Annotated in this window: 27 protein-coding genes; 15 read left to right on the top strand and 12 right to left on the bottom strand. The window is 36.0% G+C overall.

Going from position 1 to position 26,674, the window contains the following annotated elements; all coding sequences use genetic code 11:
- Positions 1-82: 82 nt before the first annotated feature.
- Positions 83-946, top strand: a complete 864-nt coding sequence (locus BMX11_RS03910; protein WP_090881636.1) for an OmpA family protein — start codon at positions 83-85, stop codon at positions 944-946.
- A 175-nt stretch (positions 947-1,121) separates the two neighbouring features.
- Positions 1,122-1,322: a cold-shock protein gene (locus BMX11_RS03905; protein ID WP_090881634.1), complete on the top strand. Its 201-nt coding sequence runs from the start codon at positions 1,122-1,124 to the stop codon at positions 1,320-1,322.
- Here BMX11_RS03905 and BMX11_RS03900 read toward each other — a convergent pair.
- On the bottom strand, positions 1,319-3,190 hold the full coding sequence (locus BMX11_RS03900; RefSeq protein WP_090881632.1) for an ATP-binding protein: 1,872 nt from the start codon (positions 3,188-3,190) through the stop codon (positions 1,319-1,321). The two genes, BMX11_RS03905 and BMX11_RS03900, sit on opposite strands and share 4 nt — an antisense overlap.
- Before the next feature lie 620 nt (positions 3,191-3,810).
- Here BMX11_RS03900 and BMX11_RS03895 point away from each other — a divergent pair.
- The 4 genes from BMX11_RS03895 to BMX11_RS03880 all read left to right on the top strand — a co-directional run bounded on the left by BMX11_RS03895 (position 3,811) and on the right by BMX11_RS03880 (position 8,425).
- Complete coding sequence (locus tag BMX11_RS03895; RefSeq protein ID WP_090881630.1) at positions 3,811-4,377, top strand: UbiX family flavin prenyltransferase; 567 nt, start codon at positions 3,811-3,813, stop codon at positions 4,375-4,377.
- A 138-nt stretch (positions 4,378-4,515) separates the two neighbouring features.
- Positions 4,516-5,838 (top strand): tRNA (N(6)-L-threonylcarbamoyladenosine(37)-C(2))-methylthiotransferase MtaB, encoded by a 1,323-nt coding sequence (mtaB, locus tag BMX11_RS03890; protein ID WP_090881628.1) that lies wholly within the window; start codon positions 4,516-4,518, stop codon positions 5,836-5,838.
- A gap of 602 nt (positions 5,839-6,440) precedes the next feature.
- On the top strand, positions 6,441-7,598 hold the full coding sequence (locus BMX11_RS03885) for a prolipoprotein diacylglyceryl transferase (protein WP_090881626.1): 1,158 nt from the start codon (positions 6,441-6,443) through the stop codon (positions 7,596-7,598).
- 38 nt (positions 7,599-7,636) lie between these two features.
- The gene (locus BMX11_RS03880; RefSeq protein ID WP_090881624.1) at positions 7,637-8,425 is read left to right on the top strand and encodes an inositol monophosphatase family protein; all 789 of its coding nucleotides are present in this window, start codon (positions 7,637-7,639) and stop codon (positions 8,423-8,425) included.
- A 90-nt stretch (positions 8,426-8,515) separates the two neighbouring features.
- Here BMX11_RS03880 and BMX11_RS03875 read toward each other — a convergent pair whose 3' ends face one another.
- The 5 genes from BMX11_RS03875 to BMX11_RS03855 all read right to left on the bottom strand — a co-directional run bounded on the left by BMX11_RS03875 (position 8,516) and on the right by BMX11_RS03855 (position 11,618).
- Positions 8,516-9,067 (bottom strand): NifU family protein, encoded by a 552-nt coding sequence (locus BMX11_RS03875; protein ID WP_090881621.1) that lies wholly within the window; start codon positions 9,065-9,067, stop codon positions 8,516-8,518.
- Between the two features lie 88 nt (positions 9,068-9,155).
- Positions 9,156-10,502: an adenylosuccinate lyase gene (gene purB, locus BMX11_RS03870; protein ID WP_090881619.1), complete on the bottom strand. Its 1,347-nt coding sequence runs from the start codon at positions 10,500-10,502 to the stop codon at positions 9,156-9,158.
- Between the two features lie 173 nt (positions 10,503-10,675).
- Positions 10,676-10,897, bottom strand: a complete 222-nt coding sequence (locus BMX11_RS03865) for a hypothetical protein (protein WP_090881679.1) — start codon at positions 10,895-10,897, stop codon at positions 10,676-10,678.
- Positions 10,898-11,022: 125 nt separating this feature from the next.
- The gene (locus BMX11_RS03860) at positions 11,023-11,241 is read right to left on the bottom strand and encodes a hypothetical protein (RefSeq protein ID WP_090881618.1); all 219 of its coding nucleotides are present in this window, start codon (positions 11,239-11,241) and stop codon (positions 11,023-11,025) included.
- A 155-nt stretch (positions 11,242-11,396) separates the two neighbouring features.
- Positions 11,397-11,618, bottom strand: coding sequence for a hypothetical protein (locus BMX11_RS03855; protein ID WP_090881616.1), 222 nt, complete (start codon positions 11,616-11,618; stop codon positions 11,397-11,399).
- Positions 11,619-11,822: 204 nt separating this feature from the next.
- On the opposite strand from BMX11_RS03855, the gene BMX11_RS03850 reads away from it, so the two are divergent.
- The 4 genes from BMX11_RS03850 (at position 11,823) to BMX11_RS03835 (ending at position 14,775) form a co-directional block, all read left to right on the top strand.
- Positions 11,823-12,389 carry an RNA polymerase sigma factor gene (locus BMX11_RS03850; RefSeq protein WP_090881614.1) on the top strand — a complete coding sequence of 189 codons (567 nt, stop codon included), beginning with the start codon at positions 11,823-11,825 and terminating at the stop codon, positions 12,387-12,389.
- A 5-nt stretch (positions 12,390-12,394) separates the two neighbouring features.
- The gene (locus BMX11_RS03845) at positions 12,395-13,495 is read left to right on the top strand and encodes a S1C family serine protease (protein ID WP_090881612.1); all 1,101 of its coding nucleotides are present in this window, start codon (positions 12,395-12,397) and stop codon (positions 13,493-13,495) included.
- Positions 13,496-13,732: 237 nt separating this feature from the next.
- A complete protein-coding gene (locus tag BMX11_RS03840) occupies positions 13,733-14,368 on the top strand; it encodes a peroxiredoxin (RefSeq protein WP_090881610.1) in 636 nt (211 codons plus the stop codon).
- Positions 14,369-14,577: 209 nt separating this feature from the next.
- Positions 14,578-14,775: a cold-shock protein gene (locus BMX11_RS03835; RefSeq protein ID WP_090881608.1), complete on the top strand. Its 198-nt coding sequence runs from the start codon at positions 14,578-14,580 to the stop codon at positions 14,773-14,775.
- Between the two features lie 66 nt (positions 14,776-14,841).
- Here the strand turns inward: BMX11_RS03835 and BMX11_RS03830 are convergent, their stop codons facing one another.
- The 4 genes from BMX11_RS03830 to BMX11_RS03815 all read right to left on the bottom strand — a co-directional run bounded on the left by BMX11_RS03830 (position 14,842) and on the right by BMX11_RS03815 (position 18,624).
- Entirely contained in the window at positions 14,842-16,026 is a 1,185-nt protein-coding gene (locus tag BMX11_RS03830; RefSeq protein WP_090881606.1) for a class I SAM-dependent methyltransferase, read from the bottom strand.
- Between the two features lie 161 nt (positions 16,027-16,187).
- Positions 16,188-17,450: an aspartate kinase gene (locus BMX11_RS03825; protein WP_090881604.1), complete on the bottom strand. Its 1,263-nt coding sequence runs from the start codon at positions 17,448-17,450 to the stop codon at positions 16,188-16,190.
- A 1-nt stretch (position 17,451) separates the two neighbouring features.
- On the bottom strand, positions 17,452-17,919 hold the full coding sequence (locus tag BMX11_RS03820) for a GNAT family N-acetyltransferase (RefSeq protein ID WP_090881602.1): 468 nt from the start codon (positions 17,917-17,919) through the stop codon (positions 17,452-17,454).
- Positions 17,920-17,922: 3 nt separating this feature from the next.
- The gene (locus BMX11_RS03815; RefSeq protein ID WP_090881600.1) at positions 17,923-18,624 is read right to left on the bottom strand and encodes a YggS family pyridoxal phosphate-dependent enzyme; all 702 of its coding nucleotides are present in this window, start codon (positions 18,622-18,624) and stop codon (positions 17,923-17,925) included.
- Positions 18,625-18,694: 70 nt separating this feature from the next.
- On the opposite strand from BMX11_RS03815, the gene BMX11_RS03810 reads away from it, so the two are divergent.
- The 5 genes from BMX11_RS03810 to BMX11_RS03790 all read left to right on the top strand — a co-directional run bounded on the left by BMX11_RS03810 (position 18,695) and on the right by BMX11_RS03790 (position 24,401).
- The gene (locus BMX11_RS03810) at positions 18,695-19,081 is read left to right on the top strand and encodes a DUF4296 domain-containing protein (protein WP_090881598.1); all 387 of its coding nucleotides are present in this window, start codon (positions 18,695-18,697) and stop codon (positions 19,079-19,081) included.
- Position 19,082: 1 nt separating this feature from the next.
- A complete protein-coding gene (locus BMX11_RS03805; protein ID WP_090881596.1) occupies positions 19,083-21,455 on the top strand; it encodes an endonuclease MutS2 in 2,373 nt (790 codons plus the stop codon).
- A gap of 209 nt (positions 21,456-21,664) precedes the next feature.
- Positions 21,665-22,708 (top strand): PQQ-dependent sugar dehydrogenase, encoded by a 1,044-nt coding sequence (locus BMX11_RS03800; protein ID WP_245738570.1) that lies wholly within the window; start codon positions 21,665-21,667, stop codon positions 22,706-22,708.
- 297 nt (positions 22,709-23,005) lie between these two features.
- Positions 23,006-23,710, top strand: a complete 705-nt coding sequence (locus BMX11_RS03795) for a CoA transferase subunit A (protein ID WP_090881592.1) — start codon at positions 23,006-23,008, stop codon at positions 23,708-23,710.
- A gap of 28 nt (positions 23,711-23,738) precedes the next feature.
- Complete coding sequence (locus BMX11_RS03790; RefSeq protein WP_090881590.1) at positions 23,739-24,401, top strand: CoA transferase subunit B; 663 nt, start codon at positions 23,739-23,741, stop codon at positions 24,399-24,401.
- A gap of 38 nt (positions 24,402-24,439) precedes the next feature.
- Here the strand turns inward: BMX11_RS03790 and BMX11_RS03785 are convergent, their stop codons facing one another.
- Together BMX11_RS03785 and BMX11_RS03780 are read right to left on the bottom strand one after the other, a co-directional pair.
- Positions 24,440-25,090 (bottom strand): uridine kinase family protein, encoded by a 651-nt coding sequence (locus BMX11_RS03785; RefSeq protein WP_090881588.1) that lies wholly within the window; start codon positions 25,088-25,090, stop codon positions 24,440-24,442.
- Positions 25,087-26,607 (bottom strand): LysM peptidoglycan-binding domain-containing protein, encoded by a 1,521-nt coding sequence (locus BMX11_RS03780; RefSeq protein ID WP_090881586.1) that lies wholly within the window; start codon positions 26,605-26,607, stop codon positions 25,087-25,089. The genes BMX11_RS03785 and BMX11_RS03780 overlap by 4 nt, the downstream gene beginning before the upstream one ends.
- Positions 26,608-26,674 lie beyond the last annotated feature (67 nt).

Here is a 26,674-nt window from a genome sequence, read left to right as displayed (position 1 = left end):
AATTTTAACAGCATTAGAAATACAGCTAAAACTTTTACGGCAAGGATTTTGTATTGATATAATCTTAATAAAAAACAAGATTATGAAATTATACAAATCACTCCCTTTAATGTTCTTAGGCTTGATTTTGATCTCAGGCTGTGTTAGTAATAAAAAATATACAGAACTTCAAACAACTTATGCTCAGCTGAGAGAAAGAAATCAGGAGTTGAGTAATAAATATCAGGATAGTCAAAGAGAACTAAGCGGTGTAAACAGCAGAGTGAAAAGTCTGGAAGAACAAATCGCCTCAGAGCGATCTAATGTAACAGCCCTTCAAGATGCTTTAAATAAGTGCTTAAAGTCCAGTAATCAAGGAAATGTTAATATTTCTAAGCTGGTAGATGAAATCAATAGCTCTAATAAATACATTAAGCAATTGATAAATGCCAAAAATAAAAGCGACTCGCTTAACATGGTGTTAACTAATAATTTAACCCGATCACTAAGCAGAGAGGAACTAAGCGACGTTGATGTTCAGGTATTAAAAGGGGTGGTTTATATCTCGCTTTCCGATAATATGTTATATAAGTCTGGTAGCTATGAAATTTCTGATAAAGCAGGAGAGACCTTGAGCAAAATTGCTAAAATCATTAAAGACTACAGCGGCTACGATGTCTTGATTGAAGGTAATACTGATAATGTTCCTATTGCACAAACAAACATTAGAAATAATTGGGACTTAAGTGCTTTAAGAGCCTCATCTGTAGTACAAGCTTTACAAACTAAGTATGCGGTAGATCCTAAACGTTTAACTGCAGGTGGTAGGGGTGAATTTAATCCAATAGCCGACAATGCAACCGCTGCTGGTAAATCAAAAAATAGAAGAACTCAGATTATTATTACGCCGAAATTAGACCAATTCATGGAATTAATAGGCAAAGCGCCAGATCAGGGCACAAATTAGTATAGTTAAAATAGCATTAAGGCAGTCTCTCAGACTGCCTTTTTTCGTGGCTATAAAAATACATCAGCCTGCTGATGTCATTTATTAGTAGTTTGTAAAAATTAACAAAAAATTATTAATTTGTATTTTTTGTTTTACAAATTGTGTAATATTGTAGCCTAGCTAATCGAATGTAATGAACGAGTATAGAGAAGGAAAGGTAGTGGAGCTTAATCCCGAAACTGGCTTTGGATTGATCATTGATCAAAATGGTCAGGATATATATTTTTTATTATCAGAAGTATCCGGATTAATCTCTGTAGATAGTTTGGTTAACTTCGATATTATTAAAGTAGACCAGGGATTGATGGCTATTAATATTAGCTTACTTCTTTAATTTAATTTAGAAATGTCCAAATTAACAGATTCTTTAGTATTTAAAGGTAAACTAAAATAGAAAGTAGATCCCTTATCATATTCACTTTCTACCCATATTCTCCCTCCATGCCTCTTGATCACCTCAGAACAGATATATAAACCTACTCCAAAACCTGCAATGGTCTTTGTATTCGGACTATCAACACGATAAAATCTATCAAACAGCTTAGGAATATCATTCGATTTTATTCCAATTCCCTCATCTTCAACACTGATAATACATTCGCTTTTGTTGGCATCGCATTTTATTGCAATTAGGGAGTCTTTGCCCGAATATTTTGCCGCGTTACTGATAAGATTGTTTACTACAGTTGCAATCTTCTCCCAATCAGCATAAATCATTACTTTTTTATATTCAATAACCTGAATAAAATGACTAGGCAGAATTAAACGGTTTTCTTCAGCGATGCCTGCTATAAGCTCATTGAGGTTGAAATAGGTTTTGTTCAGCGTAATTTTGCCCGATTCCAACAATGAAATATTAAGAAACCCATCAATCATGATAGACATTCTCTTCAATTGAACACTCACTTTGTCCAAGGTTTCTGTCGTAAAATCGTTAGAGCCACTCTTCTTATATTGAAGCAATTGAACATAAGCACTTAAAGATGTAAGGGGCGTTTTAAGTTCGTGGCTTACCATTCCTATGAAATCATTTTTCCTGATTTCATCCTGCTTTTGTTCTGTAATATCTAAAATAGCACCTGCAATATAAAGTGGTTTGCCTTCTTTATCATAATAGGCTTTACCAGCAACTCTAACCCATTTTGTCTTGCCCTCAGTAAATTTAATCTGATATTCCAGGCTAAAACCAGACCTGTGGTGCAGCGCTTTCTTAATGTTATTTGTAATATATTCGAGGTGTTCCTCAACAATAAAGGATTTTGCTTCTTCAATATCTAAACGATAATCATCCAGTTCATAAATCTGCTTCGCACGTTCTGAAAAAACAACCTTTTTGGTCGACAGGTCTACATTCCACGATCCCATTTCTGAAGCATCCATGGCCAGCTTTAAAATATCTTTTGCCTTTTGAAGTTCTTTCTTAAAAATAACTTGCTGTGAAATGTCTCTTAAAATGATTAAAATACTGGTAACTTCATTTCTTTCATTGGTTAAGGGCTGGTAAACAGCACTGAAATAACCATCTAAAACAAGAGTAGAGACTTTAACTTCTTCAATAACTAATGGTTTCTTGGTACTGAAAATATTCTTAACCTTTTCAATAACATCTTTTTGATCTTTTAATTCAGGTCTTGCAATCTCTTGAGGAAAACCTATTAATTCTGAGCGATTTCTGCCCCACAATTTCAGAATATTATCGTTGGCATATTCAGTTATTAATTCCCGACTACGCAATACACAAACACCTAGGGGCGCATTATCAAATAAGGCTTTGAAATGTATCCTGTCTGTCGAATGGTTTGGTTTATGTTGGATAGTAGCTTCATCAGAAATCCATTGCTCGGCGATACTGCAGGTGATGTATTCGATCGGCTGTTCTTTAATTAAAACTGGTGTAAAATTAAATTCCCATGTAGACTGTGGCTTGTTCGAATAAATAGGATGAACAAGTATAGATAAAGAAGCCCCGCTGGAGATACTTTCTTTCAATTTAGCAATAAGTAGATCCTTCTCCTCATCAGCCAAAAGATTGATTAGGGTTGTGAGAGTTCGATTACCTTTTTTTGAAGACAGACTATTAATCAGCTTTTCAAATAACCGGTTTGAGGATAAAATCGAATATTCGCTAGCATGAAAAATAAAGGTCGGGTTTTTATTTTGTTGAAGCAGAGCAGATAAAAATTCGATTGGGTAATTATTCATAGATAATTTGAAGCTTAGCCAAATATAATTTTCTTGTTTTGATTTGACAATGTAATTTATCGAATATCATTCGTTTATAAAAGATTAAAAATTTTTATCATCGGAATAAGGATACAGCTAAAATTATCAGACTATTAATATCACCTAACTTTAAAAAAATAGGAGGTGTTTTTTATAAAGGAAATACTGCACTAGTTGGAGGATTTGATAAACACCAGTAAAAAAGAGCGTTTAAAACGCAGACGTTCTCCTGATGCAAAAAGATGTGCTCTTGTACGAGTTCACAGACAAAAGAAAACGCTTTTTTCTACTTGATTCAGAATTTGAATGTACTTTCTCATTGACTTTTGTCAATGTTTTCGAGTTTGTTAACAAAAATGATACTTAAAATGTTAATTTTCTGTTTGTTAATTACCTGTATTACAGCGTGTTGATTGATTGTTTTGAAAATAGTTGAGTATTTGTACTATTTAATTCCTATACATGATCTTTTTTTAAAAAAATATATATATTTGTTCTTACCCTTTCGAGGGTATGTTTTTCATAGGTAGATGTAGGGTCAGAACGGTAGTTCTGGCCCTTTTTTGTTTTATGAACAGGGAAAAGCTTACTTTTGTTTTATGACTAAAAAAAAGAAGGTAATAGTTGCAGTTACAGGTGCGAGCGGAGCTGTTTACGCAAAGGTTTTATTTGATCAATTAACCATTCTTCATGAGCAAATAGAGCAGGTTGGCGTTGTTATGAGTGATAATGCCAAGGAAGTTTGGCAGTTTGAATTGGGAAATCAGCATTACAACGACAACAGTTTTACTTTCTATCATAAAAATGATTTTAATGCACCCTTCGCTTCTGGATCAGCTAAGTACGATACCATGATTATTGTTCCTTGTTCGATGGGAACACTCGGACGTATTGCACATGGCATATCAAATGACCTGATTACACGAGCTGCCGATGTTATTTTAAAGGAACGCAGAAAGTTAATTGCTGTGGTTAGGGATACACCTTTTAGTTTAATTCATATTAATAACATGAAAATCGTTACCGAAGCGGGAGGAATAATTTGCCCTGCCAATCCATCCTTTTATAGCCTGCCCAAAACACTAGAGGAGGTAGCTGGTACGGTAATCAGTAGAGTTTTAGATTTAGCTGGATTCGAACAGGATAGCTACCGCTGGAAAGAATAATTTGATATTGCACTCAATCAGTTGACCGGTAACTTAAAACCGTTAACCTAAAACTGTATTGTTATTTCTCTGTAATTTATGAGCTCATCCCTTTCTCGGGCTTGTACTACAAACAAATTTCTTATCTTTGCAGGCTAAATGAAAAAGGTCGCATTTTATACATTAGGCTGTAAGCTAAACTTTTCTGAAACTTCAACCATTGGTCGTTTATTCGCCGATGCCGGGTACAGTGTGGTAGAATTTCAAGATCAGGCTGATGTTTATGTGATCAACACTTGTTCTGTAACAGATCATGCCGACAAAAAATGTCGCAAGGTAGTTAAAGAAGCGCTCAAGTATTCCCCAAATGCATTTGTAACCATTGTGGGGTGTTATGCACAATTAAAACCCCAGGAAATTTCTGAAATAGAAGGAGTAGATATGGTTTTGGGTGCTGCCGAGAAATTTAGAATTATCGAATACATTACAGATTTAACTAAACAACCCAAAGCCGTTGTTCATCAAACGAATATAGAGAAGGTTAATCATAATTTTATCGCCTCTTATTCCATTGGTGATCGTACGCGTACTTTCTTGAAGGTGCAGGATGGTTGTGATTACCCATGTACATATTGTACAATTCCTTTGGCACGTGGCGCAAGTCGTAGTGATACCATAGAAAATGTGGTAAACAGAGCAAAATTAATTGCCGAAAGTGGTGTGAAGGAAATTGTATTAACAGGAGTGAATCTTGGTGATTTCGGAATCAGAAATGGTGAACGTGAAGATAAATTTTTCGACCTGGTTAAAGCTTTAGATGAGGTTGAAGGAATAGAAAGAATTAGGATTTCATCAATTGAGCCTAATTTATTAAGTAACGAAATTATTGAGTTTGTAGCGAAATCTAAGCGCTTTGTGCCTCATTTTCATATTCCATTGCAATCAGGATCTGATAAGGTTCTAGGCTTAATGCGCCGCCGTTATCGTAGAGACTTATACGTAGAGCGTGTTGCAAAGATCAAAGAAGTGATACCGCATTGCTGTATTGGCGTAGATGTAATTGTAGGATTTCCTGGAGAAACAAAAGAAGATTTTCTAGATACTTATCAGTTCTTAAACGGTCTTGATATCTCTTATTTACATGTGTTTACCTATTCAGAACGTGAGCAAACTGCTGCGGCAGAAATGAAAGGTGTGGTAGCGGGAAGCGAGCGTAACGATCGCAGTAAAATGCTGCATATTCTCTCAGATAAAAAACGCAGAGCCTTCTACGAATCTCAGATAGGTAGTAAGGCTGAAGTACTTTTTGAAGCAGATCAAAAGGCCGGTTACATGCATGGATTCACCAAAAACTATGTAAAAGTCCGTGCTAAGTATGATCCTTTATTGGTGAATGAACTTAAAGGCGTTAAATTGGTTGGAATTACGGCTGATGGTGAAGTAGAGGTAGAAGAACTGGAAACCGTTTACGCACAGCATTAGAGGGAGTCCTTAGTCCAAAGTCTTTAGTCCATAGCCTGGACACACCACATTCTAAGGAATATTCTTTGTAAATCCATCTTCCATTTTACATCAAATGATAAACCTTTATAGAGTTACTCTTTTGTAGTCAATTTTCCACCTTTTCATTTTACATTATAGAAAAGCAGTCATTAGGGCTATTCTTAGGATTTCCATCTTCCATTATTCCATTTTACATCAAACGATAAACTGTTATTGAGTTACTCTTTTGTAAGTCCATTTTCCATCTTTCCATTTTACATTAAAGAGAAGCAGTAATTAAGGCTATTCTTAAGGATTCCATCTTCCATTTTACATTAAAGAGAAGCAGTCATTAAGTATGTTCTTAGGATGTCCATCGTCCATCTTTCCATTTTACATCAAAGAGAAGCAGTAATTAAGGCTATTCTTAAGGATTCCATCTTCCACCTTTCCATTTTACATCAAATATAATCAACCATTAAGGCGATTTTTTTCTACCGTGTTTTCCATCACGCCTTTTTCCTCAAGATCCTGATTTCCTCGGCCATTTTTGGTCTTTAGCCTTTCAGCTTTCTTTACTATCTTCGCAACAAATAATTTATATGTTTCCTACCGTATCACATTTTCTAGAATATTTTTTAGGCATCAACTTACCTTTACCGTTTAATACATTTGGCGTATTTGTTGCGTTAGCCTTCGTTGCCGGATATTGGGCGTTCACGAAAGAATTAAAACGTAAAGAAGCCTTGGGTGTATTACATCCAGTGCAAAAAACAATAATTTTGGGCAAGCCAGCCACTGTTTCAGAATTAATTATGAATGCCCTGTTTGGATTCTTAATTGGTTATAAGCTGGTTTATGCATTGGTAAACTATAAAATGTTTGTTAATGACGCACAGTCAATTTTAATGTCAGCAAAGGGAAATATTTTGGGTGGATTATTTTTTGCAGGTCTCTTTGCCTACTGGGATTATAAGGAAAAAGAAAAAAATAAACTAGATAAACCAAAGGAAACTAAAGTATTGGTTCATCCATACCAATTGATGAGTAACCTTATTGTATGGGCAGCTATATGGGGTTTTTTAGGGGCTAAATTTTTTGATAATTTAGAATATTGGGATGATTTTGTTCAGCATCCGATAGAACGTTTACTCTCATTTAGCGGTTTAACATTTTATGGTGGTTTAATTTGCGGAGGTGCAGCGGTATTGTATATCGCTAAAAAGAACGGCATTAAGCCCTTGCATATGCTCGATGTTGGTGGACCCGGTATGATGTTAGCATATGCAGTAGGACGCATAGGCTGTCACATGTCTGGCGATGGGGATTGGGGAATTCCAAATCCAAATCCGAAACCCTTTACTTGGTTGCCAGATTGGTTATGGTCTTATAAGTATCCAAATAACGTAGTAGGGGAAGGAATTCCAATTCCTAACTGTGTAGGTAAATATTGCAATGAATTGCCACAAGGAGTATACCCAACTCCAATTTATGAAGTAATTATTTGTTTGTTACTTTTTGCTTTTTTATGGAGCATCCGCGATAAGATAAAAGCACCAGGCTTAATGTTCGGTATATATATGATCTTAAATGGTCTAGAAAGATTCTGCATCGAATTAATCCGTGTAAATTCAAAATATCATGTTTTTGGCTTATCATTTACACAAGCAGAAATGATTTCTACCATTTTGGTTATTGGTGGTACAGCGCTTTGTATCTATTCATTAAGAAATAAAAATGAATTGGAGTTAAAATCATAAATTACTCAACCAATTCTTTACACTTTTGTTAAACAATGATGAATTACGAATTACTATGCAATAAAGTGATCTCAATTGTGAGGCTCACCGGAAATTTTATACGGAAAGAGGCCATGCAATTCGATCTCAATAAAATTGAGTATAAGGGTTTAAATGATATGGTTTCTTACGTAGATAAAACTGCGGAACAGAAACTTGTGCAAAACCTTGAAAAACTTATTCCTGATGCTGGATTCTTAACAGAAGAGAAAACGATTAATAGAGAGGGAAAAACTTATAAGTGGATTATTGATCCATTGGATGGTACTACTAATTTTATTCATGGAATCCCAACTTATGCAATCAGTGTAGCACTTTATGAAGATGGTATTCCTGTTGTGGGCGTGGTTTATGAATTAAACAGGGCAGAGATGTTTTACGCTTACAAAGGTGGAAAGGCGTACCTGAATAAAAAGGGAATAAAGGTTTCTGATAATCCCGATTTAAAATCGAGTTTGTTGGCTACCGGATTTCCATATTATGAGTTTGATAAACAAGCGCAATATGTTCAGCTATTAACTGAAATGATGCAGAAAAGCCATGGGGTACGCAGGATAGGCGCAGCTGCTGTAGACTTAGTATATGTGGCCTGTGGGCGATTTGATGCCTTTTTTGAATATAATTTACAACAGTGGGATTTTGCTGCTGGTTGTTATATCATCCAACAGGCAGGTGGGGAGATTTTTGATTTTTCCGGAGGATCAGCCTATTTTGACAAAAGAGAAATTGTGGCTACCAATGGCAAGCTTTCCAATGAGATGCTTACGGCCATTAAGAAATATTTTTAACTGACCATTATTAACGAATTCATAAAAAAAGAAAGGGTCCGAACAATGTTCGGACCCTTTCAAATTATAGAAACTATGAAAAATGCTCAGTTATAATGCTTCAGAAACTACTTCTGTAACTTCAGGAACCATTCTTTGTAAAAGATTTTGAATGCCCGATTTCAGGGTGATGGTTGAAGAAGGACAACCACTACAAGATCCTCTTAGCTCTACAGTTACCACGCCTTCATCAAAAGATTTATAGGTAATTGCTCCTCCATCTTGTTCAACAGCCGGACGAACATAATCGTGCAATATCTGCTGAATTTTGATTTCAGTTTCCGAGCCTTCAAATACAGGAGCCTCATCTGCTGAAGCTTCTTTTATTTTCAATTCAGATTCTACAGCACCCTTAACAAATTCTTTAAGAATTGGCTCTATATCTGGCCATTCTGCATCTTCAGTTTTAGTAATAGTAACAAAATTACTAGCGAAGAATACACCCGCAACAAAGCTAAACTTGAATAATTCTTTTGCGAACGGTGAATGCTCTGCACTTTCTTTGGTTGCAAAATCTTCACTTCCGTTAATCAACAGCTTGTTAACCATAAATTTCATGGTTGCTGGATTCGGAGTTTGTTCTGTATATACGTTAATAGTCATGTCTTAATCAATTAGAATAAACAAAATTAACAAATCCCAATCAATTAAAATTTTTTAGGCTGTCTGTTTAGCGTCAATTTAATGAATCTTAATAAAGACCAGTATAATTAAAAGGGGTAATCGTTCTCAATTGTACCTTAATTGCTTCTGTTACATCCAAACCATCAATAAAGTTCGCAATGCTTTCTGCATTTATTTTTGAATTGGTTCTGGTTAATTCCTTTAGTGCTTCATAAGGATTGGGGTAGTTTTCTCTACGCAAAACAGTTTGAATAGCTTCTGCAACTACCGCCCAGTTGTCATCCAAATCGGCATTTAATGCTGCTTCATTCAATAAAATTTTGTTCAATCCACGCAACGTAGAGTTGATAGCGATTAAAGTATGTGCTAATGGAACGCCAATGTTTCTTAAAACAGTTGAATCAGTTAAGTCTCTTTGTAATCTGGAGATTGGCAATTTTGCAGCAAAAAATTCAAATAATGCGTTGGCAATACCAGCATTACCCTCAGCATTTTCAAAGTCGATAGGGTTAACCTTATGTGGCATAGCCGATGAACCAATTTCTCCTGCTTTAATCTTCTGTTTAAAGTAATTTTTAGAAATGTAAGTCCAGATATCACGATCAAGGTCAATAATAATATTGTTGATTCTTTTCAATGCATCGCATTGCGCCGCAAATTGATCATAATGTTCAATCTGTGTAGTATGCTGTGCCCTTGATAACCCTAAGGTATCATTCACAAATTGGTTAGAAAAATCTATCCATTTAACTTGAGGGTACGCAATATGATGCGCATTAAAATTACCTGTAGCACCACCAAATTTGGCACTATTAGGAATTGATTTTAAACCTTCCAGCTGAATAGCCAAACGATCTGCAAAAACTAAAAATTCTTTTCCCAGTTTGGTTGGTGAAGCTGGTTGTCCGTGAGTATGGGCCAACATTGGAATCTCTTTCCACTCTACAGCCAGATCATTAATCTTATTTATTAAGTCATTGAGTGCTGGATAATAGCTTTCTTCTAAGGCTAACTTAACAGAGAAGGGGATTGCTGTATTATTGATGTCCTGAGAGGTTAATCCGAAATGGATAAACTCTTTATATTCTTGCAGAGATAAAGCATCAAATTTACTTTTGATAAAATATTCTACCGCCTTAACGTCATGGTTAGTTACCTTTTCAGTTTCTTTAACTTCTAAAGCATCAGTCTCAGAAAAGTTTTCATGTATTTTCCTTAAATCAGCATAAAGACCTTTGTCAAAGTTTTCAAGTCCAGGTAAATTGATTTCGCAAAGCGCAATAAAGTACTCTATTTCTACAAAAACACGATATTTGATTAATGCTTCTTCAGAAAAGTATTTAGCTAAACTTTCAGTTGTCTTTCTGTATCTACCGTCAACAGGTGAAATAGCTTGTAAAGGGGTTAAATTCATTATGCGGATTATATTTTGCCGCAAATTTACTACAATTGAAGGACTTTAAGTGGTAAATTATGAAAGAAATGCTTTTAGGCATCAAAAGGTCTCTCATTCATCACGTAGCTTTAAATAAAAAAACTGATTGAGTAATAAAACTCAATCAGTTTATAGATCTTATTTGAAACAAATTAAGGTTTAACCTCAGTTTTTTCAGTCGTTGCTTTAACAGTTGTGTCTTTAACTGTAGAATCTTTAACGATAGTGTCAACAGAATTAGTGTCGGTAATGATAGTTGATGAATCTGTAACCGTAGTATCAGAACCAGTTCCAGTTTTTCCAGAACCTCCACATGCTGCAACAGTTAAAGATAAAGCCAGGGCTAAGAAGCCTAATTTGAATGCATTTTTCATTTTGATAATTGTTTTAGGGTTAATATATATTATTAATACCTTGAAAATCAAAAGGTAACCCAAAAAAATGGCGAAAAAAAATGCCTTAGAATTTCTAAGACATTTTTTTATAAGATTGAATCAGACTAGTGTTTAACTTCTGTAGTAGTAGTAGTAGTTTTAACAGCTGTATCTTTTACAGTAGAATCAGTAACTGCAGTATCAACTTTGTTAGTATCAGTAACGATAGTTGAAGAATCAGTTAAAGTAGTGTCAGCACCATCAGCTTTTTTTTCTGAGTTACAAGCAACAACTGATAAAGATAAAGCTAAAGCTAAGAAGCCTAATTTGAATGCATTTTTCATTTTTCTAGAATTTTTGTTTTAAGTAATTAATTAATTTACACTTGTTAATACTGGTAAGTGAAAAAGGTAACCCTAAAAAATAAAAAAAAAGTTAAAAAAAATAAAAAAGGCCTTTGGGATATCCCAAAGGCCTTTTTTATATCTATTAGTTTAGACTAGTGTTTAACTTCTTCAGTAGTTGTAGTAGTAGTTTTAACAGCTGTATCTTTTACAGTAGAATCAGTAACTGTAGTATCAACTTTGTTAGTATCAGTAACGATAGTAGAAGAATCAGTTACAGTAGTATCAGCACCTTCAGCTTTTTTTTCTGAGTTACAAGCAACAACTGATAAAGATAAAGCTAAAGCTAAAAAGCCTAATTTGAATGCATTTTTCATTTTTTTCGAATTTTTTTAAGTAATTAATTTAACGTTAATGCCGCAAAGGTAAAAAGGTAACCCGAATATTTTAAAAAAAAGATAAAAAATATTTTTTTCGCCTCTGAAGGTTACCCTTTTAAGGTATGTTGTATTAATCGAAGTAACAGCTATAAATATTTTTACTAATATTGGGTTACTATTTTTAGAAAAACGTATTAACTAGTGAATAACAGTTTAAAGAGTTCAGTTCCAACAGATAGAGAGGTTATTTTAGGTATTCTAAATAACTCAGAAGATACACTTAACAAGTTATACAAAGGATATTTTGCGATGATTTTGCAGTTTATCTTAAATAATAACGGCGATGAGGATGATGCGAAAGACGTATACCAGGAAGCCATCATTATTTTATATAACAAAGTAAAGGAAGGTAATTTTGAGCTTAGCAGTAAACTTAAAACCTATATCTATTCTGTATGCAGGCGAATCTGGCTTAAGAAATTAACCCAGAACAGCAAAAAGACAGGAAACATTAACGACTATGAAGATGTTTTCGCTGTTGAAGAGGATGTAGAAGATCATGAAGAGAAGGATTTGCAATTTGTTAAGATGCAATCCGCTTTGAGTCATTTAGGAGAGCCTTGTAAAACCATTATTCAGGATTTTTATATCCATAATTTATCCATGCAGGATATTTGTGAGAAATTCGGTTATACCAATACCGATAATGCGAAGACGCAGAAATACAAGTGTTTGCAACGATTAAAAAAAATATTTTTTCAACCATAATTGAAATGAGAAACGATTTAGAGTTAGATGCAATTATCGAGGATTACCTTCTGGGTAAACTAAATGCAGAAGAAAAGGAGGCTTTTGAGCAACTTAGGCGTAATGATGCTACAGTTGATCATAAAGTCGTTTCCCATAAATTCTTCCTTCAGTCTATGGAAGAATTTGCTGTTCAATTGCGTTTGAAAGAAAAGCTGAACAGCATACATGATGAGATTGATGTAGAGACTTTAGCGGCAGATTTGAGGCCACATCCTTCTAAGGTGGTACAACTGTGGCGTAAACATAAATCGGCCATTGCAGTTGCGGCATCTTTCCTGGTATTATCTTTAGTTTCTATTTATTCTATTCAGCATAACAGCAAACAAGAAGACCGTTATGAGCAAGTGAGCAGAGAGTTATCAAAAGTTAAAAAATCGCAGAATAGCTTAATTAGAACTATACAATCTAATAATTCTAGTGCTGCTGCCAAAAATGTGAATCCAGGGAACTTTGGAGGAACTGGTTTTGCTGTCTCTACAAATGGATATATTTTAACGAATTTACATGTAGTAAATGGCGCTGATTCTTTATATGTTCAGAACAATAAGGGCGAGTCTTTTAAAGTGAAGGCTGTGTATACTGATTCTCAAAACGATATTGCTATCCTGAAAATCAGCGATAAAAATTTCAATCACTTATCTACTATACCTTATACTATTAAAAAGAGTATTTCTGGCTTAGGTGAAAGTGTGTATACCTTGGGTTATCCAAAAGACGATATCGTGTTAGGTGAGGGATCTGTAAGTTCCAGAACTGGTTTTGTTGGCGATACAACACAGTATCAGGTATCTATCTTAGTGAATCCAGGTAACAGTGGCGGACCACTTTTAGATAATAATGGAAATCTTGTTGGTATTATCAGTGGTAAACAAGATCAAACAGAAGGCGCTGCCTTTGCCATTAAATCTAAGTATATTTTAGAAGCTATGCGTGCAATTCCGCAAGATTCGTTAGGTGATAATCGTTTATCTGCCAACAAGAGAAGTTTATTGTCTGGCATGAAACGTACTAAACAGATTGAAAAATTGCAGGATTATGTTTTCATGATCAAGGTTTATAATTAATTTACCCAAACAAATTAATATTCTTGAAACCCTTTAGGCTAACCCCTTTAGGGTTTTTTGTTTCAGGTCATTTTTCGCTCAAACAATTTCGTACTGATTATGATTGAAGGTTGTAGTGATTAGCCCAAACACCTTAGCGTTTGTATATCATTTAATTGTCTTAAATAAATATTAAATCTATGTATTTAGTATACTATTGTTTAGATTTGTTTATATCACTTAAATAAAAATAATACTATGAGTATAAGATTAGGCGATGTTGCACCGAATTTTCAGTCGGAAACATCAATAGGTAAAATTGATTTTTACGAATACCTGGGCGATAGCTGGGGTGTTTTATTTTCACATCCAGCTGATTATACACCGGTTTGTACTACAGAATTGGGCAGGACTGCGGCCCTTAAAGGCGAATTTGAAAAACGAAATGTAAAGGTATTGGCACTGAGTGTTGATTCTGCTGAGTCTCACAAAGGCTGGATTAGCGACATCAATGAAACACAAAATACCAATGTAGAATTCCCTATTATAGCAGATCCGGAGCGTAAAGTAGCCGATCTGTATGATATGATTCATCCTAATGCCTCGGAAACATTAACAGTAAGGTCATTATTTGTAATCAGCCCCAATAAAAAGGTGAAGTTAATTATTACTTACCCTGCTTCAACCGGAAGAAATTTTAATGAGGTATTGAGGGTGATTGATTCGTTACAACTTACAGCTAATTATAGTGTAGCTACCCCAGCTGATTGGAAAGATGGGGAAGATGTAATCGTGGTTAACAGTATCAAGACTGAAGATATACCGGCTAAGTTTCCAAAAGGGCATCAAGTAATTAAACCTTATTTACGAACTACACCACAGCCTAATAAATAAATAGATTTGTAAGTGGTTTTTAATGCAACTTTATTGTTTATTGCGGAAAAATCGCTTGCATTATATCTGTAAATTATTATATTTGGTAGTTTTGTTTCAATATTAACGCTTAATCTGATTGTTGAATTGTTTTTACTTCCAATTGGTTTGAAGAAATGCTGATCAAAGCATAAAGAGTTTATTTATTTTATACATTTTTTTATTTTTTTATGGCAACCGGAAAAGTTAAATGGTTTAACACTCAAAAAGGCTTCGGATTTATTGTGCAAGAAGACAATAAAGACTTATTTGTACATTTTAAAGACGTAGTTGGCGGCATTGATAGCTTGAAAGAAAACGACACTGTTGAATATGAAGTAGCCGACGGCAGAAAAGGTTTACAAGCAGTAAACGTAAAGAAAGTTTAGGCAAAAAATTATACCAAATTTTCATCCCTAACCTGAAGCCTTCCTTTTTAAGGGAGGCTTTATTTTTTAATAGTATTGTTGGATGGAAGATCTTAAGATGATATGATCACCATTCAGGATTTTTGTAAAGATTAAAAATTGATCTTTACCGGGCTTGATTTTGTATTTTTTTACTAAATCTTCAGGCTTTGCCGGATAATTCCTTACGATTACGTTTCCATTAATTAGTTTAAGTTTTTTTAAGTCGTTAGTGGAATAGATCTCCTCTATTTTAAAAGCCCTACCTGGGAATAGGGGATTTAAGCTCTTTGAAATATACAATTGAGTTTGAGGATGTAGTTTTTGTAAATCATACTTATTGCCGATCAAATTAAATGCACCTGATTTTAGCAGTGCAGCATCTGGTTCAAAAAGATAATCGCCAGTGGAAATATTATTTGTATAAGCAGCGGAAGTGTTGTTCTCTGACTTTAAAAATGAAAATGCTTTCTGCGTTTCGTTTATGGTGACCGCTATAATTTTCGGATCGGGATTAGCGTTGGCTTCCACTACCCATAAAATCTCTTTGCACTCGTTTTTGATGCTTACGATATGAATTTCACTAACATTTTTTAATTCCAGTAAACCAGCTGTAATATCCAGTAGGGGGGCAGTTTTAATAATGATCCGATTTGATTTAGACAACAAAAAGTCCAGATTGCTGACCACGTTTGGTGTACAATCTTTAAGCATAAAAACCTTCCCTTTTTCTGCTCGTCTTGCTGGGTCGAGATAAACAGTGTCAAATTTCTCTTCTGTCTGTATAAGGTAGGAGAGGCCATCACCTGAAAAAAAAGAAATGTTATCAGCGCGTAGCGCTATGGCATTATTTTGTGCTATTTGTGAGAGTGTTGAATTAATTTCACAATGGGTTACTGCTTTTAGTTTCCTGGAGAAATAATAGCTATCTACTCCAAATCCGCCTGTAAGATCTATTAAGTTATTTCCCTTAGCTAGACTAGCCTTGTACTCTGCGGCGATTTCAGAAGAGGTTTGTTCGATAGATAAAGTAGTGGGGTAGTAAATTCCATTGGTACTAAACCAAGTGGGGAGTTTTTTTTCTGCCTTTTTCTTTGCTGTTATTTGTGCTGCCAGTTCTGTTGCCGAGATATTTTGAAAAGGACTTTTAGCCAAAGCAATCTTGTTTACATCGGCATTTATATTTTCGCGAATGTAAGCCTGGACTGCAGGGGCTAAAAGATAGTTGTTCATTGTTTAGTATCAAGTATTTAGTATCGAGTATTTAGTAGCGAGTATTAAGTATTTAGTAGCAAGTATTGAGTATCGAGTATCAAGATGGATCAAAGAACAAGGATTAGAGATATTATCATTGAGCCCTTTTCTTGGTCAAGATTTTGAATAGTTCAGCTTGACTACTTATTTTTCATCACCATCTGACAAGTATGCCTACTCTTAACCTCTAGCAAGATATCTTTCTCTAAGGTAACCCGCTCTATGGTTTGTTGGTTATAATACCGAATCGTAACTAATTCTAAACCCTTGTTGTATTTGATTGTAAATTCAGCTGACAGGTCTTTAATCAGTTTTTCTATCTTATCGGCCTGATCATCTACACTTACTGAAAAGCTGATGGCCGAATTGAGCATGGTATTGATTTTAATTTTATGCTTATGGAACAATTCAAATATATTGCTTAGGTTTTCCTCTATTATAAAAGAATAATCTTTTGGGAAAATAGATATCAGCGCCTGGTTTACCTTGAAAATGAAAGAGGGTACAGGCAGCGGACTATTTTCTTTCGTAATGGCTGTTCCGGCACCTTCTGGTTGAATAAAAGACCGTACAAATAACGGAATGCCCTTGTTTTGCAAGGGTTTAATCGTTTTTGGATGAATGACAGTTGCTCCATAGTAGGTTAGCTCTATTGCATCGTGATAGGAGAGATGGGGGATTTTTTCCGTTTCGTCAAACCATTTTGGGTCTGCATTTAATACTCCCGGAACGTCTTTCCAAATGGTAACTGCGGCTGCCTCCAAACATGATGCGAAGATTGCTGCTGAATAATCTGAGCCTTCTCTTCCGAGTGTTGTGGTATAATTTTCGCTCGTACCGCCTATAAAGCCCTGAGTGATGACGATGTTTTCATTTAATAAAGGAATGAGGTCTTTTTGGATAATTTGATTGGTTTTTACCCAATCTACCTTTCCTTCGCGATAGCTATTGTCTGTTTGAATATAGTTTCTTGCATCCACCCACATTGATTTACTGCCATTTTCATTTAGCCAGGCCGCCACAATTTTGGTAGAAACCACTTCTCCTACAGATACAATCTGATCGTAAATGTAATCGGGGTCATTATCTGGTTCATCTTCTATTAACCAATCAATTTCCACAAATGTATTGGCAACATCATCGTATACTGAGCTGGCTTTCCCTTGAAATAGTTCTTCGATAATATTAAAATGGAAATGCTTAATTTCTTCAAATATGGTATGCGTATCTTCGCTTTGCGATAAATAAGCATGGGTAAGTTCTTCTAGCTTATTGGTGATTTTGCCCATAGCAGAAATGACCACCAGCAAATTTCCCTTTTTGTAATCGCGAATAATATTAGCAACGTTCTTTACTCCTTCAGCATCTTTAACCGAGGCACCACCAAATTTAAAAATATCCATATTAAAATGCTTTAACCTGCTCAGTAGATAAGGCAGCATTTAGCCAACCACTTTCTAAGGTTGCGTTGTATTTGTTGTAAAAATTAATTGCTGGTTCGTTCCAGTCTAGAACCTGCCAAACCATACCATTGTAATTGCCGTTCTTTGATTCTTCTATCACCTTTTCGAAAAGGATTTTACCAACTCCCTTTCCTCTGTATTCTTCTGTAACTATAAAGTCTTCGAGATAGAGTCTGCAGCCCTTCCATGTTGAATATCGGGTATAAAAGAGCGCGAAGCCAATTATCGCACCTGCTACTTCTGCCACATAAGCCTTCCATACCGGGGTTTTACCGAAGCCAGCATCAATAAAATGATTGAGATCTACGGTAACTTCTTCAGGAGCACGTTCATATACTGCCAATTCGTTAATAAGCGCTAATATTTGAGGACAGTCTTTAGCTTCTGCTACTCTTAAATCTATATTCATGTGCTAGTTTGCAGAGATATTGGGTTTGAAATGTTTAATTACTCGCTTTCCGAAAATACTGCTTCCAATACGCACCATAGTACTTCCTTCTTCGATAGCCAATTTATAATCGGCGCTCATGCCCATTGAAATTTCTTTAAAAGCTTCATCTTTTCTAAAGAAACTAACTTTAATTCCATCGAAAAAGACCTTCAACTCATTAAATTCCACTGAAATCTGCTTTTCATTTTTAGTATTCGTTGCAATTCCCATCAGACCTACAATTCGAATATTTTCCAGTTGACTGAATTCTTCAGCGCGTAATAATTCTACTACTTCATCAAAGCCTAATCCAAATTTAGTGTCTTCATCGGCAATATAAACCTGTAACAAGCAATCTATAACCCGCTTGTTTTTTAAGGCTTGTTTATTGATCTCCTGAAGAAGTTTTAAGCTGTCTACTCCATGAATCAGTTTTACGAAGGGTGCAATGTATTTTACCTTATTGGTTTGCAGGTGGCCAATTAAGTGCCATTCTATGTCTTTAGGGAGTTCTGCGGCTTTATCAACCATTTCCTGAACCAGGTTTTCGCCAAAAACACGTTGTCCTGCTTCGTAAGCTTCTAAGATAGATTCTACTGGTTGCGTTTTCGAAACGGCTACCAGAGTTACTCCATCAGATTCGACTTCACTTTTATATTGTTTTAGATTATCAGCTATGCTCATTTATAACTATTTTTGGTAAAATTAATAACCTTGCCGCAATTTGGGCAAAAAATAATGTTTTAATTCAATAATGAAGAGATTAATGTGGGTTTTGGCGGCTTCTTTGCTGATGTTTGGCTGTAAGCCAGGTATCCCTGAGCATATAATTAAGCCCGATAAAATGGAGAAGATTGTTTATGATATGCACATTGTAGATGGGTATCTTTCTACGATTTATATTCCCGACTCAGCCAAGCGGGTTGCGGCTGCCTATTATAAAGGTATTTATAAAAAATTTAACATTGATTCTGTTTCCTACTCGAGGAGTTTAACCTATTACAATAACAATCCTGATGAGTTGGAAAAGATCTATAAAAATATTTCTAAGAAGTTAGATGCGCAAAAGCTGAAGATGCAAAAGGCAGACTCTTTGTCTCTGCAAAAACCAAAAGCGCAAGAAACACCTGCCCCAAAATAGTATGTTGTATCCTGAAAATTGTTTAGAGCGTTTAGGTTTTGTTGAAATCAGGCAGCTCATTAGTAAGCATTGCTTAAGCCCAATGGGGCAGAATATGGTTCAGAAAATGCAGGTCATGAACCGTTTTGATCAAATAGATAAATTTTTACGGCAAACGCATGAATTTAAAAGTATCCTTGAAAATCAGGAGCCGCTTCAGATCAATACTTTTTTTGATATTAAATCACTGGTTGATAAAATCAGGGTTGAAGGAACTTATCTTTTAGAAGATGAGTGGTTTCAGGTTTATACTTCCTTACAGACCGTTTTTTCTGTGCTTCGTTTTTTTGAAGAAAGGGCAGAGACTTATCCGACATTGGAAGCGTTATTTGAGCACTTGCCGATTGAGAAGGATATTTTAAGAAAAATAGAAACTGTAATTGATCAAAAAGGTAAGATCAAGCCTAATGCTTCAAGAGAACTTCAGGAAATTACTTCTTCGATTAGTAAAACCGAGCAGGATGTGCGGAAGCGAATGGATTCTATTTATAAGCAAGCCATTGCCAGTAATTGGGTTGCCGATGGAAGTTTAACCATTCGGGATGGAAGAATGTGTATTCCGATCTTGGCGGAAAACAAAAGAAAGCTTAAAGGCTTTGTTCACGATGAGTCGGCTACCGGGCAAACCGTTTATATTGAGCCTGAAGAAGTATTTACCTTAAATAACAAGTTGAGGGATTTGGAATTCGATAAACGAAGAGAAATCATCAGGATTTTGATCGCTTTAACAGATGACCTGAGGCCATATTCTCCTTTACTCTTGTCTTATCATGGATTTTTAACCAAGTTAGATTTTGTAAGAGCTAAAGCCCTATTTGCCTTAGATATTGAAGCTGAAATGCCAGGATTGGTTAAAGAGTCTTCCACGAAGTTAATTAACGCCAGGCATCCATTGCTTACCCTCTCGTTAGCTGCAGAGCAGAAAACGGTTACTCCGTTGAATATACACATCAATGCTGAAACCAGAGTGGTACTGGTTTCAGGCCCAAATGCGGGTGGTAAATCTGTTTGTATGAAAACGGTAGGCCTCTTGCAGATCATGCTGCAAACAGGTTTATTGATCCCGGTTGACAGTAATAGTGAGGTAGGAGTCTTTGAAAATATATTTGCTGATATTGGTGATGATCAATCTATTGAGAGCGATTTGAGCACCTACAGTGCCCACCTAACGAAGATGAAATATTTTGTAGAGCATGCCTCTCCAAAAACATTGGTTTTGATAGATGAGTTTGGAACCGGAACTGATCCGCAGTTTGGCGGGCCAATGGCAGAGGCCGTTCTGGAAGTATTGAATACGAAAAAAGTGAGGGGCGTAATTACTACCCACTATTCTAATCTTAAATTATTTGCAGGGAATACGGAAGGTTTGGAGAACGCATCAATGTTGTTCGATAATGCCAAAATGAAGCCGCTCTATATTTTGGAAATGGGTAAACCGGGAAGTTCTTATGCCTTTGAGATTGCCCAAAATATTGGATTACCTAAACAGGTTATTGAGTTAGCCAGGGAGAAAACAGGTTCTAATCAAAATAGGATAGATACACTTTTAGTTGATCTGGAAAGGGAGAAGAAAACCATTTATGACACGAAAGTTAGCTTAGCTCATCAACAAAATAAAGCTAAAAATCTTTTAGCTGAAAATGAGAAAATAAATGCCTTTTTAGAGGAAAACAAAAAAATACTGATCAAGGAAGCTAAGTTAGAGGCACAAAGTATTATCAAAAATGCCAATAAGCTGGTTGAAAATACAATTGCTGAAATTAAGCAGAAACAGGCAGATAAAACAGCGACGAAAGAATTACGCCAAAATTTGCAAAAGGAATTGGTAAAAAATACAATCCCCAAGGAAAAGCCGAAACCTGCTCCAGTAGTTGTAGGTGGAGAAATTGCGGTTGGCGATTGGGTTAAGTTTAATGATAGTGAAACTACAGGTCAGGTTTTAGAGATTAACAGGAACGAATTGGTTTTGGCTATTGGTGATCTCCGCTCTAACGTGAAAAAAAATCGCGTGGAAAAAATTAGCAATAAACAGGCTAAGAAAGTAGTTCAAATGAATTCTTTTGCCGGAAAAATGAATGACGCTGTTTCTTCTTTCCGGCCTGAATTAGATTTAAGGGGAAAACGTACAGAAGATGCATTGTTTGAAGTAGAAAAATATTTGGATAAAGCCATCATGCTTGGATTTCCTTCGATTAAGCTAATTCATGGTAAGGGGGATGGTATTTTGAGGAAAATGATCAGAGAGTATTTGAGAAAATATAGCCAGGTAAACAGGATGGAAGACGAACATGCGGATAGGGGTGGTGATGGGATTACGTATGTTTATTTGAATTAGGGTTTTTGGTCAGGGTGTCACAAACACTCCGTGTGCTACGAATGGTCCGTGTGTCACGAATGGTCCGTGTGTCACGAACGGTCCGTGTGTCACGAATGGTCCGTGTGTCACGGACCATGGTAAAACTAAATGCTCATAACTGTGTTATTTATAAAACGTTATGGGTTATGAGGTCAATATTACTATGCATATTTATACTTGTGATTGGTATGAATTGCAAAAAAAATGGAGGTGATGACGGTTCTACTGATTTGCCTGATGCAGAGCTAAAAACAAGAGTTGTTGCTACCGGATTGAATCTCCCCTGGGAGCTTGTTTATGGGCCGGATAACCACATTTGGTTTACTGAAAAGGCTGGTAAAATTAGCCGTTTGAATCCAACTACGGGTCAAGTTACTCCTGTTATTACCATCGCAGATGTTCGATCGAATGGAGAGGGAGGGCTATTAGGGATGGCGCTTCATCCAGATTTTTCTACAAATCCATACGTTTACGTTGTATATGGTTACGGTAGTACTTACCGTTCAAAAGTTGTTCGCTATACTTATAACAGTGGAACATTGTCTAGTCCGCAGATTTTGTTAGATCAAATTCCGGGGGCTTCTATTCATAATGGTTCCCGGTTGTTAATTAGTGGTGGCAAGCTTTTCATTACAACGGGTGATGCATCGAATACATCGACACCTCAAAATACAAATTCTATTGCCGGAAAGGTATTGAGAATTAATCTCGATGGTAGCATTCCTGCAGATAACCCGATTCCAAATAATCCATTATGGACATTGGGGCATAGAAATGCACAAGGATTGGCTCAGGTTGGTAATAAAATATTCTCTTCCGAGCATGGACCTGATTCCGATGATGAAATCAATATCATTGAAAAAGGAAGAAATTATGGATGGCCGACGGTTAGGGGATTTTGCAATGAGAGTGCTGAGCAGAGCTTTTGTTCTGCCAATAATGTTGCACAGCCATTGATCAATTGGACACCGACTATTGCACCCAGTGGCTTAACCTATTATAATTCGGACTACCTTCCTCAGTTTAAAAATTCTTTGTTACTGGCTGTACTTAAAGGAAGTAAATTAATGCAGCTTAAACTAGATGGCGATCAATCGAAGATTTTGGAAACTACAGATTTCTATGAAGGCACCTATGGAAGATTACGGGCGGTAACAACTTCACCAGAAGGAAAAGTTTATTTCTGTACCAGTAATGGAAGTGATGACAAGATTATTGAAATAGCGAAGTAGAAAATTACTTTTTCCTACCAGGACACTTTTTACAGCGTTTACCTTCTTTGTATTTTTTGCAGCATTTTTTATGTTCTGCCGTACAACTGAAAATATATCCCATTCCTTTTTGGAATTCAGGGTCAGTTGGTAGTATAAAATTTATATCTTCTCTCTCGTAAGTCATTGCGATACAAAGGTAAGTGTAATTTAGATTAATTCCAATTAATTAAATATTCTTAAATCATTTAAACGATAATACTCTTTGTTTTGTATGTGCAATTTGTAATTTAGCCAAACTAACCAACAATTCGTAAAATGATAAATAAAGTTGTATCAGGGGCTGAAGAGGCTATTCATGATATTGCAGACGGCGCTACACTCATGTTAGGCGGTTTTGGTCTCTGTGGTATTCCGGAAAATTGTATACATGCCTTGGTAACTAAAAAGGTTAAAGATTTGACTTGCATTTCCAACAACGCAGGGGTTGATGATTTTGGTATCGGTTTGATGCTTAAGCAGCGTCAGGTTAAGAAAATGATATCCTCCTACGTGGGTGAAAATGCCGAATTCGAACGCCAGTTACTGAGTGGAGAGCTAGAAGTAGAACTTATACCGCAAGGCACATTAGCCACGCGCTGCTTAGCGGCCGGATATGGTATGCCTGCTATTTTTACTCCGGCCGGTGTGGGTACAGAAGTGGCGATAGGAAAGGAGATTCGCAACTTCGATGGAAAAGACTACTTAATGGAATATGCTTTTGAGGCCGATTTCGCTATTGTGAAGGCTTGGAAGGGAGATACTGCCGGAAACCTGGTGTTCCGGTCGACAAGTAGAAATTTTAACCCAGTGATGGCTATGGCAGGTAAAGTTACCATTGCAGAAGTAGAAGAGCTGGTTGAAGCCGGAGCATTAGATCCTGATCATATCCATACCCCAGGAATTTATGTTCATCGTGTTTTTCAAGGTAAGGACTACGAGAAAAGAATAGAGCAAAGAACCGTTTTAAGTCTTAAGCCCTAAGTGGGCTGTATTGAGTTTAAAAAATATTATGGCATTTTCAAAAGAAGAAATAGCAAAGCGTATCGCTAGAGAAATAAAAGATGGATACTATGTTAACCTTGGGATCGGCATTCCAACTTTGGTGGCTAATTACATCCCATCAGGTATCAATGTAGTATTACAATCGGAAAACGGTTTATTGGGCATGGGACCTTTCCCTTTTGAGGGTGAGGAAGATGCAGATTTAATTAATGCCGGTAAGCAGACCATTACTACTTTGCCTGGATCGGCGATTTTTGATTCGGCAATGAGTTTTGGTATGATTAGAGCACAAAAGGTAGATTTAACTATTTTAGGTGCGATGGAAGTATCTGAAAATGGAGATATTGCCAATTGGAAAATCCCGGGTAAAATGGTTAAAGGGATGGGTGGGGCGATGGATTTGGTGGCTTCGGCAAAAAATATAATTGTGGCTATGCAGCATGTAAATAAAGCTGGTGAAAGTAAGTTGTTACCTCAATGTACCTTGCCTTTAACAGGCGTTAAGTGCATTAAGAAAATTGTTACTGAATTAGCGGTTTTGGATGTATTACCTGAAGGGGGCTTTAAGCTGATTGAAAGGGCACCTGGTGTTAGTGTAGATTTAATTAAACAATCTACTGCGGGGAGATTACTTGTAGAAGGGGATATTCCTGAAATGCAGTTAAATTAAATGCAAAAACGGGATGGCTTTAAACCATCCCGTTTTTCTTAAGCCAGGTCTATTAAAACCCGATTTCTAAGTTCATTGGAAATCTCTTCCGTAATGGCGATTATTTCCTCAGGCTCATTGGTATTATTTATAATTACTTTATGGCATTCGTTTTTATAAGGCAAAAGATATTCTTTATAAGCTGGTACAACGTGGTTGTGCCATTTGTATAAAACATCTTCTTCAGGGTAGCCTCTTTCCAAACCATCACGTTTGATGCGTCTGTCTAATGCAATATGTTCGTCTGCATCTACAAAAATACGGTGGTCTAAAAGCGCGGCAATTTCTTTGAAATGGAGAATAAACAATCCTTCTACAATAATTATTGGTGCAGATTTAATCTCCAGAATCTTAACTACGGCTAAAGGGTTATTGAAGTTGTATTCTTTTTTATAAACTACCTCTCCATTTATCAATTGCTTGATGTCCCTTAAAAACTGTTCGCTATCGATGGTTTTAGGTAAGTCAAAATTATAGCGTTTATTCTCTTCCTGGGTCATTTCGCCGGCTGGAATGTAATAATCATCTTGAGATACCAACGTTACTTCATCTTGTTTAAAGTGATGAAGAAAGCAGTTTAGAAAAAATGTTTTGCCTGAGCCACTTCCTCCGGCAATACCGATAATAAAAGGCTTTTTATTTAAACTCATTGAGCACTGTAAGTAATGTTGCAGAAAAATCTTTTGTCTAAAGCACCTAATGAATCAGCAACCGCCTTAGTCATCACAATAATAACATCTTTAGTCGATTCGTTCTCTGTAAATTTACCAACAACTTTGGCAAAGGTACTGCGATTGGTCATTGGGTTAGTTATTTTTACTACTCTTCCAATAGGTGCGGTACGGTGCAACACCAACATTTTAGAGGCATCTAAATCTTGATCGGCAATCCAAACTGCGGTGCCTTTTTCTTCAATCTGGCTTAAGCCGTAAACACTTGGATCTCTGCGGAGTTTAGGATCTTTTACCATGGTGCTATCAGGTTCGCTTTGCTGATCTTCTTTAGAAGCATCATTAACCGAACGTGGCTGAGGAGGTTTAGGAATCACTAATTTCTGGCCAACAGTAATCGTGTTATCTTCCAATTTGTTGGCGGTACGGATCTGATATGCGGTTAAATTATATTTTTTAGCAATTGAAAAGATGTTTTCGCCGGTGGCAACAGTGTGTACAAAGCTCTCTTCTTTTTCCACTGATGTATCCTTTACTTTTTCTTCTTTCTTTTTTTCTTCCCTTTTCTCTTCTTGTTTAGGAACATCAACCACAATATCAGAAGGTACTTTAATTACTTGTCCGATTTTTAAGGTATTATCTTCTAAGTTATTTAGTTTTCTAATCTGATAAGCAGTAACACCATATTGTTTAGCTATGGTAAAGATGGTTTCATTTCGGAGTACGGTATGTGTACCCGGATTATCTTTAGGGTTATTTTGTTGTTCTTCTTTTGGCTCTCCAGCATTAATTACTTTATCCTGAGTGACATTTTGTGTAGCAGGAATTTTCAGCTTCTGACCGATACGCAGATTGTTTCCAGATAATCCGTTTGCTTTTTTAATTTCTTCGACAGTTGTGCCATATTTTTCAGCAATTTTGCCTAAAAACTCCTTAGGTTGTACAGTATGTTCAATGGTTGTTGGATCTACTGAATTTGAACTGGTATTTGCGGGCTCTTCCTTGCGTTTCGGACTTTCTTTTACAGGCTCTGGAGTAGCTTGCTCCTGACCTTTGAGCTGTACCTTTAATACCTGACCGATACTGAGATTGTTTCCTGATAGGTTATTTAAGGACTTGATGTCATTAACTGTTGTGCCGTATTTCTCAGCAATTTTATTCAGGTTATCCTTTGCGATAACCGTATGCTCAATAACGTTAGATTTTGATGAAGGAGATGGAGTAGATGTTGGGCCTGAAAAAGGAATGTTTGTAGGTACTTTGATCACTACACCTACCTGAAGATATTTATTATCGTTAAAAGCCATAATATCTTTAGGAGATACATTATATCTTCTGCCGATAGAATAATAGGTGTCTTTAGCTACGGTTTGATGGATAATTAATTTTTTGCCTTTATTGTTTTCTACGCCGATGGAGTCTCTTACTGCGGTAGCTTTTGCATTTGCCGCATTGATAGCGAGCAACAATACAGCAGATAAATATATTTTATGCATTTATTTTTGTATAAATTTTATAAGTCAAAGGAAGCAATTATACGAATAATATTGTAAATCGACCTCA

It is taken from the genome of Pedobacter rhizosphaerae (genome assembly GCF_900111155.1).
GTDB classification, from domain to species: Bacteria; Bacteroidota; Bacteroidia; order Sphingobacteriales; family Sphingobacteriaceae; genus Pedobacter; species Pedobacter rhizosphaerae.
The sequence above is the reverse complement of the archived record's forward strand: the minus strand, read 5'-3'. Positions and strand labels throughout refer to the sequence as shown.